Origin of the sequence: Natronococcus sp. CG52 (genome assembly GCF_023913515.1) — an archaeon.
Lineage (GTDB): Archaea > Halobacteriota > Halobacteria > Halobacteriales > Natrialbaceae > Natronococcus > Natronococcus zhouii.
Window position 1 is genome coordinate 294,159 of record NZ_CP099391.1, and the last position, 17,298, is coordinate 311,456.

16 protein-coding genes, 2 tRNA genes and 1 other RNA gene are annotated in these 17,298 nt (G+C 65.6%); 12 read left to right on the forward strand and 7 right to left on the reverse strand.

The genetic code is table 11. From position 1 onward, the window contains the following. Positions 1–85 precede the first annotated feature (85 nt). Entirely contained in the window at positions 86–262 is a 177-nt protein-coding gene (locus tag NED97_RS01480) for a hypothetical protein (protein WP_252488973.1), read from the reverse strand. A gap of 255 nt (positions 263–517) precedes the next feature. Continuing rightward, on the reverse strand, positions 518–1,096 hold the full coding sequence (locus NED97_RS01485; protein WP_252488974.1) for a cysteine hydrolase family protein: 579 nt from the start codon (positions 1,094–1,096) through the stop codon (positions 518–520). Positions 1,097–1,196: 100 nt separating this feature from the next. Here NED97_RS01485 and NED97_RS01490 point away from each other — a divergent pair, with 100 nt between their 5' ends. The 3 genes from NED97_RS01490 to NED97_RS01500 are packed head-to-tail and all read left to right on the forward strand — an operon-like array spanning position 1,197 to position 5,651. Then, a complete protein-coding gene (locus tag NED97_RS01490) occupies positions 1,197–2,849 on the forward strand; it encodes an Hvo_1808 family surface protein (RefSeq protein ID WP_252488975.1) in 1,653 nt (550 codons plus the stop codon). Between the two features lie 51 nt (positions 2,850–2,900). After that, a complete protein-coding gene (locus NED97_RS01495) occupies positions 2,901–4,418 on the forward strand; it encodes an Hvo_1808 family surface protein (protein ID WP_252488976.1) in 1,518 nt (505 codons plus the stop codon). 30 nt (positions 4,419–4,448) lie between these two features. Further along, entirely contained in the window at positions 4,449–5,651 is a 1,203-nt protein-coding gene (locus NED97_RS01500) for a nicotinate phosphoribosyltransferase (RefSeq protein ID WP_252488977.1), read from the forward strand. A gap of 397 nt (positions 5,652–6,048) precedes the next feature. Here the strand turns inward: NED97_RS01500 and NED97_RS01505 are convergent, their stop codons facing one another. Further along, complete coding sequence (locus NED97_RS01505) at positions 6,049–6,648, reverse strand: TIGR00296 family protein (RefSeq protein WP_252488978.1); 600 nt, start codon at positions 6,646–6,648, stop codon at positions 6,049–6,051. A gap of 213 nt (positions 6,649–6,861) precedes the next feature. On the opposite strand from NED97_RS01505, the gene rnpB reads away from it, so the two are divergent. Beyond that, positions 6,862–7,234, forward strand: an RNA gene (gene rnpB / locus NED97_RS01510) — RNase P RNA component. Positions 7,235–7,297: 63 nt separating this feature from the next. Here the strand turns inward: rnpB and NED97_RS01515 are convergent. Both NED97_RS01515 and NED97_RS01520 read right to left on the reverse strand, forming a co-directional pair. Continuing rightward, positions 7,298–8,089 carry a putative lipase gene (locus NED97_RS01515; RefSeq protein ID WP_252488979.1) on the reverse strand — a complete coding sequence of 264 codons (792 nt, stop codon included), beginning with the start codon at positions 8,087–8,089 and terminating at the stop codon, positions 7,298–7,300. Positions 8,090–8,682: 593 nt separating this feature from the next. Continuing rightward, positions 8,683–8,755 (reverse strand) — tRNA-Arg (locus NED97_RS01520). Between the two features lie 252 nt (positions 8,756–9,007). Between NED97_RS01520 and NED97_RS01525 the strand changes: the two genes are divergently transcribed. The 3 genes from NED97_RS01525 (at position 9,008) to NED97_RS01535 (ending at position 11,975) form a co-directional block, all read left to right on the forward strand. After that, positions 9,008–10,459 (forward strand): single-stranded DNA binding protein, encoded by a 1,452-nt coding sequence (locus tag NED97_RS01525; protein WP_252488980.1) that lies wholly within the window; start codon positions 9,008–9,010, stop codon positions 10,457–10,459. A gap of 63 nt (positions 10,460–10,522) precedes the next feature. Beyond that, positions 10,523–10,954, forward strand: a complete 432-nt coding sequence (locus NED97_RS01530) for a histone (protein ID WP_148857083.1) — start codon at positions 10,523–10,525, stop codon at positions 10,952–10,954. A 1-nt stretch (position 10,955) separates the two neighbouring features. Beyond that, positions 10,956–11,975 carry a histone deacetylase family protein gene (locus NED97_RS01535; RefSeq protein WP_252488981.1) on the forward strand — a complete coding sequence of 340 codons (1,020 nt, stop codon included), beginning with the start codon at positions 10,956–10,958 and terminating at the stop codon, positions 11,973–11,975. A 17-nt stretch (positions 11,976–11,992) separates the two neighbouring features. Here the strand turns inward: NED97_RS01535 and cca are convergent, their stop codons facing one another. After that, entirely contained in the window at positions 11,993–13,405 is a 1,413-nt protein-coding gene (gene cca, locus NED97_RS01540; protein WP_252488982.1) for a CCA tRNA nucleotidyltransferase, read from the reverse strand. A gap of 95 nt (positions 13,406–13,500) precedes the next feature. Here cca and NED97_RS01545 point away from each other — a divergent pair. From NED97_RS01545 to NED97_RS01550, 3 genes are all read left to right on the forward strand, one after another. Beyond that, positions 13,501–13,573 (forward strand) — tRNA-Asn (locus NED97_RS01545). Positions 13,574–13,758: 185 nt separating this feature from the next. Next, complete coding sequence (locus tag NED97_RS23195) at positions 13,759–13,935, forward strand: PDDEXK-like family protein (RefSeq protein WP_345781217.1); 177 nt, start codon at positions 13,759–13,761, stop codon at positions 13,933–13,935. Next, positions 13,928–14,257: a group I intron-associated PD-(D/E)XK endonuclease gene (locus NED97_RS01550; RefSeq protein WP_345781218.1), complete on the forward strand. Its 330-nt coding sequence runs from the start codon at positions 13,928–13,930 to the stop codon at positions 14,255–14,257. Before NED97_RS23195 ends, NED97_RS01550 begins: the two co-directional genes overlap by 8 nt. Here the strand turns inward: NED97_RS01550 and NED97_RS01555 are convergent. Then, complete coding sequence (locus NED97_RS01555; protein ID WP_345781219.1) at positions 14,197–14,661, reverse strand: CopG family ribbon-helix-helix protein; 465 nt, start codon at positions 14,659–14,661, stop codon at positions 14,197–14,199. The genes NED97_RS01550 and NED97_RS01555 overlap by 61 nt on opposite strands. 101 nt (positions 14,662–14,762) lie before the next feature. Here NED97_RS01555 and NED97_RS01560 point away from each other — a divergent pair, with 101 nt between their 5' ends. Together NED97_RS01560 and NED97_RS01565 are read left to right on the forward strand one after the other, a co-directional pair. Further along, on the forward strand, positions 14,763–15,971 hold the full coding sequence (locus NED97_RS01560) for a GTP-binding protein (RefSeq protein WP_252488983.1): 1,209 nt from the start codon (positions 14,763–14,765) through the stop codon (positions 15,969–15,971). After that, the gene (locus NED97_RS01565) at positions 15,972–17,291 is read left to right on the forward strand and encodes a CobW family GTP-binding protein (RefSeq protein WP_252488984.1); all 1,320 of its coding nucleotides are present in this window, start codon (positions 15,972–15,974) and stop codon (positions 17,289–17,291) included. Positions 17,292–17,298 lie beyond the last annotated feature (7 nt).

Below are 17,298 nucleotides of genomic sequence, written 5' to 3' on the forward strand. Positions count from 1 at the left end.
TGCTCATACGGGTCCGCCTTCACAGTGACACGCTCTTTATATCGGGACGCCGGCTGTGACGAACCGATCGTGGTCTCGACTGTCGCTACCGTCCCGTGTCGTCGCTGGAGGAGAGCATCCAGTACCGGACGCCGAGATACGCGATGACGAGGCCGAACGTGACGGCGAACAGGAGCGCGCCGTCGGACACCGCGTACACCAGGGCGAGCGCGTTCAGTCCCACGCCGAGAAGGTATATCGAGCGGAGTCGGCGGTCGTTCACGGGTGTCCACGCTCCTCGGACCGATCGCGACCGGCGGCCGTTCGCGTTCGTCGACCGGTCGGACTCCGGCCGGTCGTCTGCGCTCGTTCGAGTTCCCGTTCCCGCCGTCTCGTTTGGACCATCACGGTGGAGCGTTGGGGGCCGTTCCCGAAAAACGCGTTCGGTTCGCGACCACGTTCCCGGCCGATGACGCGACCGACGACTGCCCGAGTCCACTCCCGTCGTGGTGCCGGGCGAATCCGCGCCGACCCGACGTTACTCGGACTCGAACGTGAGGTCGTCGCCATCGACGACTTCGCCGAACAGCCACTCGGCGTGCTCCAGGGCGTACTCGCGGTGTTCGTCTTCGATCGCGCCGATGTGGTCCTCGACCAGGATCGGCCGGAAGTCCCGAAGCCCGGCGCTGCCGCCGGTGTGGAGCACGCAGACGTTCGCGAGGGTGCCGCAGATGACCAGATCGCGGATGCCGCGGGCGTTCAACCACCCTTCGAGTTCGGTGTTGTAGAACGCGTCGTAGGTGTGTTTCTCGACGACGTGGTCTTCCTCCCGGACGTCGAGTTCCTCGACGATCTCGGCCTCCCAGGAGCCCTCGAGGACGTGTTCGCCCCACTGCTCGAACTCGTCGTAGTAGTAGGCCTCGTCGAACTGCTCGGGCGGGTGGACGTCCCGCGTGAAGATCACCTGCGTGTCGGTCTCGCGAGCCCGATCGACGAGGTTGGCGACCGGCTCGATCGCCTCCTCGCTGCCCGGCGCGTACAGCGTGCCGTCGGAGTGGCAGAAGCCGTTCTGCATGTCGACGACCATGAGGGCCGTGTTCGATGGCTCGAGGTGCATGTGTACCCGTAGGAACTCCGTCGCAAAAACGTTCTTGCGGTCGCTACCCGACCGGCGTCCTTTTTGTCCTCGCTTTCTTACTGGTAGTTATCACGGACAAATGAACGTAACGCGAACACGCCTGCTCGTCGTCCTCGTCGCGGTGGCGGCGATGCTGTCCCTCGTGGCGGTCGGCGGTGCCGTTCCGGGAGTCCTCTCGGACGGGTCGACCGGTGTCGAGGGCGGCGAGATGGCCGCTGCCGATCGTCCGAGCGATCCCACTACCGAGGACACCGTCGGCTACGTCGAAGGGTACTGGCACGACGACGAACTCGACGTCGACGACCGCGACGACGCCGTCGTCGAGGACGACGAACTCGAGGCGGTCGTCTACCGCTCGATGGCCCGCGTCGAGGAAATTCGCGGGCTGACGTTCGACGACGAGGTCTCGGTCGAGGTCATCTCGCGCGAGGAGTTCCAGGAGCAAAACGACGGCCTCTTCACCGACGCCGACGACCGACTGCAGTTAAACGTCAACAAGGAGGCGCTGTTCGCGGTCGATCGGAGCACCGACGCCACCGACGAACGGAGGGAACTCTACGGCGGCTCCGTCGCCGGCTACTACGAGCCGGGACCCGGTCAGATCGTTATCGTCTCCGACAGCCCGGAGACTCCCGAATTGGACGAGGTCATCCTCGGTCACGAACTGCTCCACGCCCTCCAGGACCAGCAGTTCGACCTGACGAGTTACGATCGGGAGACGGTCGACCAGAACAACGCCAAGAACGGTCTCATCGAGGGTGACGCCGTCCGGGTCGAGACCGAGTACGAGGAGCGCTGCGCCGGCGAGTGGGACTGCGCCCTCCCCGACGACGCGACGACGGCGCTGCCGGAACTCAACTGGGTCCTCTACACGATCATCTTCCAGCCGTACAACGACGGTCCCGACTACGTCGACCACCTGCGCGAAGGGGACGACTGGGACGCCGTCGACGCGGCCTACGACGACCCGCCGGACAGTAGCTCCGAGGTGATTCGGCCCGGCGAGGATCGCGACCCCGTCACCATCGAGGTCGAGGATCGCTCGAACGACGAGTGGCGCCAGTTCGAGGTCGGTGGCGAGGTCGCGAGCGAGACGTACGGCGAGGCGGGGATGGTCGCGATGTTCGCCGGGGACGCACACGACCGGAACCAGCCCTCGGTGATCGACAGGGACGAGTTCTTCGCCGAGGACCTGCAGGGGTACGACTACGACCAGCCGTACACCGACGGCTGGGCCGGCGACGAACTGGTCACGTACGTCACCGACGAGGCGACCGAGACCGACGATCCGGCGGCAGCGGCCGAACACGCCGGCTACGTCTGGCAGACCGAGTGGACCTCGAGCGAGGATAGCCAGCAGTTCGTCGACGGCTACCTGCAGTTGCTCGACCTCCACGACGCCGAGGCCGTCGACGGTCACCGGGACACGTACGTGATCGACGACGAGTACCCCGGCGCCTACCACGTCGACCGTGACGGCGAGACGGTGACGATCGTTCGCGCGCCGTCGGTCGACGAACTCCCGAACGTCGACTCCGGCGCCGCACCCGAGGGCGAAGACACGCTCGAGATCGAAGAGACCGATCCGAAGGCGTCCGACGACGGCGCCGGGGACGAGTCCGATGGCGGGAGCGACACGATCCCCGGCTTCGGCGTTCCCGCAGCGGTCGCGGCGGTTTCGATCGCAGTTCTCGCGATCGGCGTTCGGAACGCTGGTCGGAAGCGGCCCTGACCGTCACCCGGTCGACGAACCTTTGCTTCTCCCCTCGAATGCGTGCCACTGATGCGTCGAGTCACGCTGTTCGCGGTCGTCTTCATCGTCGTGCTGTCGGGGTGTACGCTGCCTGCCTCACCCGATCGATTCGATACCGACCGTGATCTCGGACACGTCGGCGACTACACCGCTGACGACACCTTCGAGTTCGACGACCGGACACATCTCACCGAGTCGCAACTCGAGGCCGTCGCGTACCGATCGATGGCCCGTATCGAGGTTCTCCGCGGGCTGAAGTTCGAACACGACGTCGAGGTCGAGGTGATCAGTCGGGCGGAGTACCGCGAGCAGCGTGGCGGCCGCTCGAACGCGTCCGCGTTCAGGAACGAACTCTGGCGCGGTGCGTTCGTCGTCGACGGCGAGACGGACGTCAACAGTGCACTCGACGACCTCTACGGCGAATCCGTCCGAGGTTACTACGCTAACGATCGGATCGTCCTCGTCGCCGACGACACCAGCGAGATCCGGATCGATCGCGGGACCCTGGTCCACGAACTGGTCCACGCCCTCCAGGACCAGCACTTCGGCCTCGAGCGACGCGGAAGCACGATCGACGAACGACGGGCCGAACTCGGCGTGCTCGAGGGCGAGGCGAACTACGTCCCACACCTGTACGAACAGCGCTGCGGCGAGGCGTGGCAGTGTATTCCCGATTACGAGCAGCCGGTCCCCGAACCCGACGATCGACCGTTCAACCCCGCGCTCTTCCTCTCGATCTACGCGCCGTACGCCGAGGGGCCGTCGTTCGTCGCCCACCTTCACGAGACCGGCGACTGGGACGCCGTCGACCGCGCCCACGACGACCGTCCGGCGAGCACCTCGCAGTTGATCCATCCAGAACGGTATCCCGACGCCGAACCGGTCGCCGTCGACGTCGCCGACCGCTCGAGCGACGACTGGGAACCGTACGCGGGTGGCGACGGCGAGCCGCGGACGGAGACGGTCGGCGAGGCGACGCTGTTCGCGACCCTCTGGGCGAACGGTGTGCTCGACCGGTCGCTCACGGAGGGCGGGACCGAGCTGGCGCCGTACAACTACTCGCATTCCACGACCGAGGGATGGGCCGGCGACACGTTCCGGGCGTATCACGACGAGGACGACCGGACGGCCCACGTCTGGGCGCTCGCCTGGGAGAGCGAGGAGGACGCCGAGACCTTCGCCGACGCCTATCGGGAGCTACTCGAGGCGAACGGCGCCGAGCCGGTCGACGACGATTCCGACCGTGTCGAGACCGACGCGGAGACGGTCGACAACGGTACCGACGTCTACCGGATCGGTGACGACGATCCCTTCGCCGGTGCCTATCGCATCACCGTGACGAACGAGAGGGTCGAGATCGTCGGTGCTCCGGCTGTCGACGAACTCGAGGCGGTACACGCCGCCGCGGACGATATCGAGACCGTGCACGGAACCGAGCCGGCCGTACTCGGGTCCGCCGACACCGCCGAACCATCGTCGCCAGCGGCGCCGATCCGACCCTCGACCAGTTCCGCGCTGTGGGCCGAGAGCGCGCCGGCAGACGGGTAGCTTATTTGGTCCCCGACTGAAACCGACGGTATGACGAACCCGTTCGGAACCGTCTCGTCCGAGGCGATCCTCGAGGGGACCGCGACGGACGCGTACTTCGAGCGCACGCACACGACGCTCGAGCACGCGGGCAAGGATCCCCACGTGGTCGCCGAGGTGACCGCCGATCAGTTTCCCACCGGCTCCTTCGACGTCTTCACCGGCGTCGAGGACGTCGCGACGCTGTTCGAGGGTCGCGACGTCGACGTCGACGCGCTTCCCGACGGCCAACTGTTCGACGGCGGCCCCGTCCTTCGGATCGAGGGGTCGTACCTCGAGTTCGCCGAACTCGAAACCTCGCTGCTCGGCTTCCTCTCGCAGCCGAGCGGCTTCGCGACGGCCGCACTCGAGGCGCGACTCGCGGCGCCCGACGCGACGGTTCTCTCGTTCGGAGCGCGCCACGTCCACCCCGCGATCACGGCGACGGTCGAGCGCGCCGCGCTGCTCGCGGGTCTCGACGGTTTCTCGCACGTCGCCGCGGGCGAGATTCTGGGCCGGGAGCCCGGCGGCACGATGCCCCACGCGCTCATGTTCTGCTTCGGCGAGGGGAATCAGTCCGAGGCCTGGCGGGCGTTCGACGAGGCCGTCCCCGAAGATGTCCCGCGGATCGCGCTCGTCGACACCTTCTGGGACGAGAAAAGTGAGAGTCTGCTGGCCGCCGAGACGCTCGGCGAGGACCTCGATGGCGTTCGCATCGACACCACGAGCTCCCGTCGCGGCGACTTCCGTCACATCATCCGCGAGGTGCGCTGGGAACTCGACGCCCGCGGCTACGAGGACGTCGACATCTTCTGTAGCGGCGGTCTCGGTCCCGACAACATTCGGCGCTTGCGGGACGTCGCGGACGGCTTCGGCGTCGGCAGCCACATCACCGAGGCCGATTCGATCGACTTCAGTCTCGACATCGTCGAGATCGGCGAGGGATCGGAAGAGTCCTCGAGCAGCCGGACGCAGTCCGGCGACGAGGGCGAACCGATCTCCAAGCGCGGCAAACTCTCCGGCGTGAAGGAGGTGTACCGCACCCCCGACGGCGGCCACCACGTCGCGCTCGCCGATCGAGCGGGTCCGGACGACGGCGAGGCGCTGCTCGAGCCGCTGGTGCGGGACGGCGAGATCGTTCGAGAGTCCGACCTCGAGGCCGCGAGCGAGCGCTGTCTGGCGGACGCCGAGGCGGTCGAGTTCGGCATCGAGTAGTCCGGAGACCGGATACTCGAAACGGTTCGACCCCGGAACTGGTCAGCACGGCTCCGTTTCGTCCGGAGGCGACTGACTCTCCGACCGAACTCGCGAACTGCCCGTTTTTGAGAATTGTCGCGTTACTCGTCCCGGCAACGTACGGTGGTGCCGTCGCTACGAGCGCTCTGTTCGCGTTCGGACCGGCCTGGCGGTTCGCTGTACACGTGGTTGTCTCGCTCACCGCGCTCTGGATCGCACGTCAGTTACTGTTCGAGGCGCTCGACGTCTTCCAGCCGGCTCGAAGAAAACGACTGACCAATCCGGGTATCCGTGGGTACAACCGGTACTGCTCGTCTGGTCCGCGATCGACAGCCTGACGCCGGTGAGCGACGAATAGGTGTGACGAACCCCGAGGTCAGAGCTCTTCGATGCTGCCGTCGGCTTCTCGCTCGCGGAAGACCTGTCCTTCGAAGAGCGTGACGACGACGTCGTCGTTCTGCCAGGCTCCCGGGGCGAGCTTCGCCTTCCGGCAGGTTCGATCGAGATACTCGCGGGCGCTCCAGCCGTTCTGGACGGGGACGGTCGGGTAGAGCCATCCACCCTCGCCGCCGTCGATGGCGACGCCGTGGGTACCGAGTTCGAGATCCGCCAGCGGATCGTCGGTGAGCACGACGCTCTTGACACCACAAACGGAGACGGTGAGGTTCTGTAGCTCCGAGGGACTGACTTCGGATCCGCAGGAGTCCTCGCTCGCTGCCTCGATCGCTGCGTCGACGATAACGTGTCCGAACTGGTCGTCCGAGCGGTAGCCGCCGGCACAGCCGCGCAGGCTGCCGCGGCCGCGGGTGGACTCGAGGCGAACGAACGCGCCGGTCCGCTCGTAGAACGCTTCTCGCATGCTGCCCGGTTGTTCTCGCTGTCCGTGTTGCACGTAGGATTCGACGGATTCGCGCGCGAGTTCGACGGCGCGCACTCCGTCTTCGTAGGAAAGGTCGACGCCGTGTCGCTGGGACATACAGATACACATGGTGATTCTCGTCCTAAAGCGCTTCCATTCGATCCGATCGGTGAACAGTCGCGCGACCGCGGGACTTATTCGGCTTCCACTCGTACAGTAAACTGGGAGAGAGAGCCTGGCTGCCGCGATGGTTGCGCCGGCGACGGCGGAACCACTCCACGTTGGTCACCCCTCCGGGTTGCCAACGCTCCTAACGTGGCCCACCTCTTCGAGATGTGCCACGCTCGCGAGGAAAGTCCCCCCACCTGTTCGGGCAGGTGACCGGACGCAAGTCCGGAGCGGGAGACCGCTGGCTCTGGAACAGAAACGACACGTCTCGGCCCGACCGATGATGCGCGCGAACCCGACCGAGAGGAAGGGGAGATAACCCGCAGAGGACGTGCGGTCGAAGAAACGTGGTTCAAACCCGCGGGTCACGCGTGGCGTGACCGACCGCACACAGACGGCCGAGGATCGATGGAACGGCGAACCCTCACCGGTGCAAGTCCGCGCCGTGGTAGCCCGAACGCCCCGCGGCCTCGCCGCGGACGGCGCGGACGCTCAGCCGAATGCCGGGACGAACAGAAGGGGGCTTACTCCTCTCACCCAGTTTTCGTACTCGAGTACCAACTACTGACGGCGTTCTCCGTCTCGACTCCACCGCCTCTCAGGAGTCGAAATCGTCGACGACTCGGTCCGCACAGCCGGCCGGCCGGTCGTGACGGAAGTACTCGCAGTGGCCCGGGACGGAGTCGGTGACGTCGACGTCCGCGTAGTCGTCCGGCGTCGGGCCATCCGAGAACCAGCCGCCGCAGTCGGCGCCCGCACAACCCAATCCGCTCTCGATGGTACTGAACTCGTAGAGAACGCAGACGGTGTCGTCGTCGCGGGAGTGATAGCTGTAAACGTCCGCGGCCGAGTCGCGGATTCCGTCCGCGAAGCGACCGTCCTCGCAGACGGAGTCGTCCTCGACTGCAGCGCCGAGCAGCGACGCGGTGTCGACGACGACGTCGCCCGCGAGTTCGTCGAGCGTCTTCAGTAGCAGTCGGCCACCGAGCGAGTGGCCGACGAGGCGAATCGTCGTGCTCGAGTCGTTACCGTACTCCTCGCGGAGCCAGCGACCCAGGCGAACGCCAGCCTCGTCGGCGTTGCTCTCTGCCTCCCAGAAGTTCGGCGAGTCGGAGTCCCACCGCGCCGCGACCATCGTTTCGCGGTAGTCCTCCTCCCGGAGGGCTAACTCGAGCGCGTACGTCTGGTCGTGGCTCGCTTCGTTCCCGTTCCAGCCGTGCGCGTAGACGCAGATTTCGTCGGCCTCGAGTCCCAGGGGGTCGGGACGCTCCTGCGTCAGGTCGACCGTCGGGTACTCGCGAGGCGAGTCGGGCCAGTCGCCGCAGTCTTTGACCTCTCCTGCGGACGCGACACCGCTGACGCCGGTTACGCCGACCGCACCGACCGTCACGGCCGACGTCGCCTTTAGAAGCCGTCGGCGCGTCGTTCCGTTATTCTCTCCGGGTCCACTGTCAGCATTGTTTTTAATAACCACGGTGAAGGTTACCAACGAATCTAGAAGCAAAAACCCTCTCCCGGTTATCCGTGAGCCTCTTTCGTCGCTCGACTCTCCTCGAGTCCGATTTCACTCAACAGATACTCACACCGCTACGCGGTGCTCGCGGGTTAGTTTCGTGAAAAGCGTCCTGACGGAGATTTGAACAGATGGCAGACGGTCGCTCACTTCGTTCGCGCTGCGACTGCCGTGTTCAAATCTCCGCATGGGAGCCACTTCCACGACGAATACTCGCACCGCTACGCGGTGCTCGTGAGTTTGTCGCGGAAGAATGACGTCCTGACGGAGTCTCACACGAACGGAGTGAGTGTGAGGCACGTCAGGTCGCGAATGAAATGAGCGTCCTGACGGAGATTTGAACTCGCCCAGAGGGTCCTGCTCACCTCGCTTCGCTCGGTTGCGCGGGCCGCCGCTGGTCTGCTCAAATCTCCGGGGAGTTTCGTCGACACCAGCCGCTCGCTTCGCTCGCGGTTTGGTGTCGACAGAAACGTCCTGACGGAGATTTGAACTCCGGTCCCTGGCTCCGCAAGCCAAGAGGATAGTCCACTACCCTACCAGGACTCATCTCTTCGTACCGCCGTCGGCATTAAAGCCCTTTCGAAAGCATCCGGCCGCTGGCCGCCGGTTCTGGGGTGTGATTGTCACTCGAGCCGCCCGCGAGTTTATATACGGAGGCGAGGCCAGCGATAGCATGATCGCCGACGAACAGGGTACCGGCGGCCCCTCGCAACGCCACGGTCCCCGTTCGGACCCCGTCCCGAAGATAGCGAATGAACAACGCTTATGCGCGGGCTACTCATGCACGAACATAGAATGAGCGACATCGAGGGCGTATACGAAGACCTCGAGGCCGACGTCTCTCTCGAGGAGTTTCGCGAGGCCGTCGAGGCGAAAGTCGAGCAGATGGGGGGACTCGCAGACGAAGAGACGGCGGCGATGCTCATCGCTCACGAGGTTGGCGAGAGCGAGGTCGGCGGCGTCGCCGACGTCGAACCCGGCATGGAGGAGGCGAAGTTCGTCGCCAAGGTGATCGACATCGGGGAGATGCGAACCTTCGAGCGCGACGGCGAGGACGCGGACGGCCGCGTCGTCAACGTCGAGGTCGCCGACGAGACGGGAGCGGTCCGCGCGGCGTTCTGGGACGAGCACGCCGAGGCAGCCATCGGCGAACTCGAGGAGGGCCAGGTGCTGCGGATCAAGGGCCGTCCGAAGGAGGGGTTCAGCGGCGTCGAGGTGAGCGTCGACGACGTCGAGCCCGATCCGGACACCGAAATCGACGTCCAGGTCTCGGATACGCACACCGTCGAGGCGCTCTCGCTGGGGCTCTCGAACGTCAACCTCGTCGGCGTCGTTCTCGACACCGACAGCGTGCGCACGTTCGACCGCGACGACGGCTCCGAGGGGAAGGTCTCGAACCTCACGGTCGGCGACTCGACCGGGCGCGTGCGAGTCACGCTGTGGGACGAACGGGCCGACCGATCGCAGGAGCTCGCGGCCGGCGACACCGTCGAGGTCGTCGACGGCTACGTCCGCGAGCGCGACGGCACGCTCGAACTGCACGTCGGCAACCGCGGCGCGGTCGAGGAGGTCGACGCGGAGGTCGAGTACGTTCCGGAGAGCACGCCCATCGAGAACCTCGAGATCGGACAGACCGTCGACATCGCGGGCGTCGTCCGCTCGGCCGACCCGAAGCGGACGTTCGACCGCGACGACGGCTCCGAAGGACAGGTTCGGAACATTCGCGTCCAGGACGCGACCGGTGACATCCGCGTCGCGCTCTGGGGCGAGAAGGCCGACGTCGACGTCGGACCGGGCGACGAGGTCGCGCTGGGCGACGTCGATATCCAGGACGGCTGGCAGGACGACCTCGAGGCTTCTGCGGGCTGGCAGTCGACGATCACGGTCCTCGAGTCCGACTCCGCGGCCTCGAACGAGAGCGATGGAGATCGGTCCGAAGACGGGAACGCGGGTCTGTCCGCGTTCGCCGAGGGGAACGACGGGTCGAGTACGAAGGCGGAAACCGACGCCGGATCGGCGGCCGATGGTGATGACGACACCGCATCGGCAGATGCGACGGACGATCCGAGCGACGGTGAGGAGATCGAGTTCACCGGGGTCGTCGTCCAGGCGGGTAGCCCGGTCGTTCTCGACGACGGCGAGACGACGATGAGTGTCGTCACCGACGCCGACGTCGGACTCGGCGAGGAGCTAACCGCCCGAGGGGTCGTCCGCGACGGCCGACTCGAGGCAAACGACGTGTTCTGAGGCGGTAAGCAGCGCCGAATTCGGAGGAAAAGCGTTAAGGGAGTTAGCTCCGGCTATGATGATATGAACGTCGAACTCCCGTTCGCCCCGGTAGATACGATTATTCGGCGGAACGCGGGCGAACTTCGGGTGAGTGCCGACGCATCGGAGGAACTCGCAAAGCGCATCCAGGAGCACGGAAGCGAGCTCGCGATCGACGCCGCCGAGCGAGCGACCGCTGACGGCCGGAAGACGCTCATGGCCGAAGACTTCGAGGTCGGTGTCGTCGTCGAGAAGGACGACCTCGAGCTACCGGTCGCTCCCGTCGACCGCATCGCGCGTCTCGAGATCGACGACCGGTACCGCGTGGCGATGGATGCCCGGATCGCGCTCGCGGACATCCTCGAGGACTACGCCGACAACGTCGCTCGAGCGTCGGCGATCCTCGCTCGACACGCCGACCGTCGAACGATCACCGACGACGACATCGAGACGTACTTCTCGTTGTTCGAGTGAGATGCAGTTTGGCTACAGCGAGGTCTGTCTCGCACACGATCCCGGGTCACGCCATCCGGAGGCCCCGGACCGACTGCGCGCGATCCGCGAACGACTGAAGAAGAAACACGGCGTCGAGTACGTCGAGAGCGATCCGCTCGGCATCGACGTGATGGAGGGCGTCCACGAGCGTGCGTACCTCGAGTCGGTCGAGGAGTTCTGCGCCGACGGCGGCGGCAGCTGGGACCCCGACACCACCGCCGTCGAGGAGACGTGGGACGCGATTCGACACAGCGTCGGGCTCGTCTGCTGGGCCGCGGAAGCGGCACTCGACGGCGCAGATGGTCGCAAGACGCCGTTCTCGCTCGGACGTCCGCCGGGCCATCACGCGGTCTACGACGACGCGATGGGCTTTTGCTTCGTCAACAACGCCGCGGTTGCCGCCCAGCACGTCCTCGATACCCGCGACGTCGATCGGGTCGCGATCGTCGACTGGGACGTCCATCACGGCAACGGAACGCAGGACATCTTCTACGAGCGCGACGACGTGTTCTTCGTCTCGCTTCACGAGCAAGGGCTATACCCCGGTACCGGTGACGTCGACGAGATCGGTGACGGAGACGGCGAGGGAACGACGATGAACGTCCCGATGCCGGCCGGAACGGACGACATCGGCTATCTCGACGCGCTCGAGGGACCGATTTCGACGGCCCTCGAGGATTACGATCCCGACCTGCTGCTCGTCAGTGCGGGGTTCGACGCGCACCGTCACGATCCGATCTCGCGGATCCGCCTCTCGACGGAGGCGTACGCGCTGATGACCGACCGGCTCCGGACGCTGTCCGAAACCACGGATGCGGCGCTCGCGTTCGTCCTCGAAGGGGGCTACGGACTGGACGTGCTCGCCGACAGCGTCGCTCTCGTTCACGAGACGTTCGACGGACGAGAGCCGATCGAGCCGGACGGAGAACGCGGTGCGGAGACGACCGAGGTGCTCGGGGAGGTCGCCGACGCGCACGACCTCGAACTGGATCTCGACTGAGTCGACGGCGGTCGAACTCAGGGGCGCGGATCGAAGTATTCTGCGAGCGCGGTTTCGAACTCGGGGAGCAGGGCCGACGTTTCGGTACCGACCAGTACCTCGTAGCCGTCATTGAGCGCCGTCTCCACGTGAGCGCCGAGTCCGACGTCGAAGAGCCGACCGCTCTCGAGGAAGGCACGGGCGGTAGTGAACTCGCGCTCGCGCTCCGTGACGTAGCGGCCCCCCTCGATGAACGGGCCGTAGGCGTCGGGGTCGTCCGCATACGACCCGTAGAAGCCTTCAGCGTGGTCGCGGACGTGGACGGGCGGGCCAACGTGTTGTTCGACCGCCGGTCGCTCGCTGACGGCGAGTTCGACGAAGACGACGGCGGCATCGTCGGCGAACGTCGTCGCTCGGAGGACGTCGAAGCCGCGATCGTCGAGACCGTTCGTGATCCCCTCAAGGGACTTCTGAAGCTGAGGGTAGAGCTGGTCGTCGACGAGATCCGGACTGTCGAATCGGATAGCGATGGGCGTCGTGGCACGGCGCTCGAGGTGGTCGCGGAGCGCCGTGGCGGTCAGGATATCCGGATCACGGGGATCGAAGTGATCGACGGAGGGCTCCTCGAGGAACTTCCGGGCGTAGTGCTGGAACCGGGCGACGTTCGCGGCCGAGCAGACGGCGGCGACGTTGCGCTCCGGATCGGTCGGATCGATGACGACGAGCGGATCTGTGAACGTCGCCTGGCCATGATTCTCGGGGTCGAGTTCGACCGGCGGCTGCCAGTCGGCCGTGGCCTCGAGCAGCGGGCGAAAGCCGCCGTACTCGACGACCAGCAGTTCGGTGAGGTAGCCGCTGAATCCGCGCGTCCGGAGGTCGCTGCCGTAGACGCCGATTCCCTTCAGGAACTGCTTGGTGAGTCGGACGTCGTCCGCGAGTTCGTCGTCGAGCCGTTTCTCGAGATACCGGGTGTGGAAGGGCGTGCGGTCGACGGCCGACCGGATTTCGGTCGCCGACTCGAGCCGAAAACACGGAACGACGTCGACGTCGAACCCCTCCCGCTCGCCCTTGACGTAGGGATGCTCGGCGTACTCCTCGTGGCCGTCGGGGAGCGTCGCGTGGCCGACCTCGAGTCCGTACTGCTCGAGCGTGTCTCGCTCGAGTTTGGGCGGGAAGCGGACGAAGACGTCGATGTCGCGGTCGCCGCTGATCCAAGTGTTGCGCGCGGTCGAGCCGACCTGTATCACGTCGGCGTCGGCGCACAGTTCGGTCGCCGCAGCTTCGGCTCGCTCGGTGAGCGTCGCCGCGACCTCGCGCAATCGCGCCCGTTCCTCCTCGTCGGGATCGACGCGGTCGTGAATCCGGGCAACGACGCTCTCGAACTCGGTCTCGTCGTCGTCGCTCGGCTCGTCCGGCTCGCTATCGTCGCGGTCGGCGTCCTCCTCGCTCATCGCCACCGAGTACTCGAGCGGTGCGTGAAAGGGTGTCGAACTCGCAGGAGGAAAAGCGAAAGCCCTATCAAATACCCACGACAACGTGGAAGTAAGCCGAAGTAGCTCAGATGGTAGAGCACCTCGCTGTTAACGAGGTTGTCCCAGGTTCGAGTCCTGGCTTTGGCGCTGTTTTTCACCGTTCCTCGTGAGAGAGCGTTCGCTCCGATCGAACTCGGGAGTGAAATCATCGAAACAGGCGGGTTCGATCCTGGCCCGGTCTTTTCCGGCCCCCTTTCGTCGCGAAGACGCCTTCCACTCTTGCTACCGGGACAACCCGTCAGTTGGGAGTCCGGTAGTTTATACCGGAAGAGGTGGCGAATCGGCGTCTGTCCGATCGACCGGCGTGCTACGAGGAACTCGAGGAGCCACAGAAGCGCAGCCGGGCGACGGAAGCGATCATGCAAGTGACGTTCGTGGTGCGCGACGTTCCCGTTCTCGTCCCGGCGTACGACAACGAGCCGTACGATCTGGTCATCGAGGTTGGCTGACGGATTCCACAGAATCCAGTCCAAGACTGCGTGTCGGAAGGGTGACGGGACGGTCGCGTTCGAGACGGTCAGTACGCGCCGACGGCGAGACGGCTACGATCGACGAGGGTACGACGATCGCGCCGAGTACTTCGGCGTTTGCGATCCGGTCAACGACAACCGCTATCTGATCTTCGTCTCCGAGGCCGCAACCGGAACAATGGAGATTCGGTTCCGCGAGCCGAAGCACGGACAGCGCGTCGGTACCAACTGGTGTGAAGACTACCTACTCGATGAGCGACTCGAGACGCTTCGAACTCCGGATCGGTTTTCCGGCAACTGACCGACGGCGTCGAGCGAAACGAGCGAGTAGTCGACGCTCTCGACGCCGCCGACGGCCCACAGCTTGCCGACGAACGACGAGATTTCCTCGAGTTCGGCCTCGAGAACGAACAGATCCAGACAGTAGTCGTCGACGTGGCTGTGATCGTTCGCTGCGACGGCAGCGTCGAACTCGTGGCGAAGCTCCGTGACGCGACGTTCGATACACGGCGTTCCGAAATCGTAGAGCACGCTGACGGTTCCGGCGAGGTAGGCGTCCTTGAGGCGGTCGTCCTCGAATCCGGGAGCAGCGATCCGGCGCTCTCGCGGACGACTTCGCTGCGGCCCGTATACTCGCGGGCGCCGCGTGGGCGCCGAGTCGCTCGAGTAGTTCCTCCGGCATCGAGACGCTAACGACGGGCGCATACCAAGACCTATACACGAATTAATAAATTTCGTCATTAAGTCTTATAGTGGTAGAAATAACTAACATTAACAAGAGGTGGGTTCGTATTCACAATCGGTCTATGACTGACGAGCGCATTCCGGTGACCGTTCTGAGCGGGAGTCTCGGTGCGGGGAAGACGACCGTACTCAACCGCGTGCTGACCGCCGACCACGGCCTCGACGTCGCCGTCGTCGTCAACGATATGGGCGAGGTCAACGTCGACGCCGAACAGGTTACCCAGCAGTCCGACCTGGGCGGCGAGGAAGAGATCATCGAGATGTCGAACGGTTGTATCTGCTGTCGCCTCCGCGGCGACATGCTCGAGGAGGTCGGTCGGCTCGCCGACCGCCGCGAGTTCGACTACCTGCTGGTCGAGTCCTCGGGGATCTCGGAGCCGATTCCGGTCGCCCAGACGTTCGCGATGGGCTTCGAGGACGCCGACTTCGATCCGACCGGCACCTACGACCTCGATACGATGGTGACGGTGGTCAACGCCCACAGCTTCTGGGAGTCGTTCGATTCGGGCGAGGCGCTCGCGAGCGAAGAACTCTCCGGCGATTCGGGCCGCGTTCCCGAGGAGGTCCTCCTCGATCAGATCGAGTTCTGCGACGTCCTCCTGTTGAACAAGTCCGATCTCGTCCCCGACGAGGCGCTCGAGGAGATCGAAACCGTCCTCGAGCGCCTTCAGCCGCGTGCGAAACTCGTTCGGACCGAGTTCGGCGACGTCGACCCGGCCGAGATACTCGGCACCGGCCGGTTCGATTTCCGGGAGGCGTCGAACTCGGCGGGCTGGAAGCACGAACTGCAGCACGAACACCACCACGATCCGCAGGAGGAGCACGGCGTTACCTCGTTCGTCTACGAGCACGACCGGCCGTTTCGTCCCGAGCGGATCGCCGGCCTGCTCGCCGACCTGCCGGACGAGCTGATCCGCGCGAAGGGGTTCTTCTGGAGCGCCGGCCGCGAAGACGTCGCGATGGGAGTCGACAAAGCGGGGACGTCCGTCCGCGCCGGTCCGTCCGGCCAGTGGCTGGCGACCCTCCCCGAAGCCGAACGCGAGCAGTACTTCGCCGCCCGACCCGGCCTCGAGGAGGACTGGGACGAGGAGTGGGGCGACCGGATGACCCGACTCGTCTTCATCGGCCGGGAGTTCGACGAAGAGCCCCTGATCGATCGACTCGACGAGTGCGTGCTGACCGACGCGGAGTTCGAGGACGAGGACTGGTCGACCTTCGACGATCCGTTCGAACCGGAAGACCGACGTGAACTCGCGCTCGCGAACGAGTAGATGTCCGTTCCGGTAACCATCCTCTGTGGCGAACTCGGCGCCGGGAAGACGACGCTGCTCTCGGGCCTGCTCGAGTCCGCAGACCGTGAGATCGCCGTCCTGGTCAACGACGTCGGCGAGGTCAACGTCGACGCGGACCTCGTGGAAGCGCGCACCGATCTCGAGACCGGCGACGAGGTCGTCGCCCTCGAGAACGGCTGTATCTGCTGTAGCCTCGGCGGCGAACTGTCGCGAGCCGTGATCCAGCTCTGGAAGGAACACGAGTTCGACCACCTCGTGATCGAGGCGTCGGGCGTCGGCGAACCCGAGCCGATCGCCCAGCAGTTCGTTCGCGGCCCCGCGGGCGGACCGTACGATCTCGACGCCGTCGTGACCGTCGTCGACGCTCGGCGGTTCTACGATCGATTCGCCGACGCCGACGGGACGCCGGTTCGTCAGGGTCCCGACGAAACCGGGACGCGACCCCTCGCGGACCTGCTGCTCGAGCAGGTGGAGTTCTGCGATCTGCTCGTCGTCAACAAGTGCGACCTGGTCGACGAAATGGAACGCGAGCGAGTCGTAGCGCTGCTCGAGGCGCTTCAACCCGACGCGGAGATCGTGACGACCGAGCACGGGGCCGTCGACCTCGAGCTCCTCCTCGGCGGCGACCACTTCGATTTCAGTGCCGCCCGCGAGTCGGCGGGCTGGAAGCGGGCGATCGAGACCGACGCGGACGATCGCGACGAGGCTGACGAACACAGCCACGACGGGGAGCAAGGCCACGATCACCACCGTGAACGCGGCGACGATCACAGCCACGAACACGGTGACGACCACGATCACGAACCCGATCACGCACACCCACCCGAGCGGTACGGTATCGACGTCGAGACGTATCACCGCCGCCGACCGTTTCATCCCGGCCGCTTCGCGTCGCTCTTGCGATCACTCCCCGACGGCCTCGTGCGCGCAAAGGGACTCGCGTGGATCGCCGGCCGCGAGAAGCAGGCCATCACGATGAGCTTCGCTGGGACGGAGACGACGCTCGAGGTCACCGGCCGTTGGATCGCCAGCTTCTCCGAGGAACGCCAGGAGACCTTCCGCCAGGGCCAGCCCGATCTCTCGTGGGGCGTGGAGTGGGGTGACCGCGAGAATCGACTGGCGCTCATCGGTCGCAACCTCGAGTGGGACGATCTCGAATCCCGACTCGACGACTGTCTCCTGACCGATTCGGAGATGGACGACGACTGGGCCGGTTACGAGAACCCCGCGCCGACGAGTATGGGCGAGACGGTGACGATCTCAGGGACCGAGCAGACGGAAGGAGCGTCCCGTGAATGATCGCGCT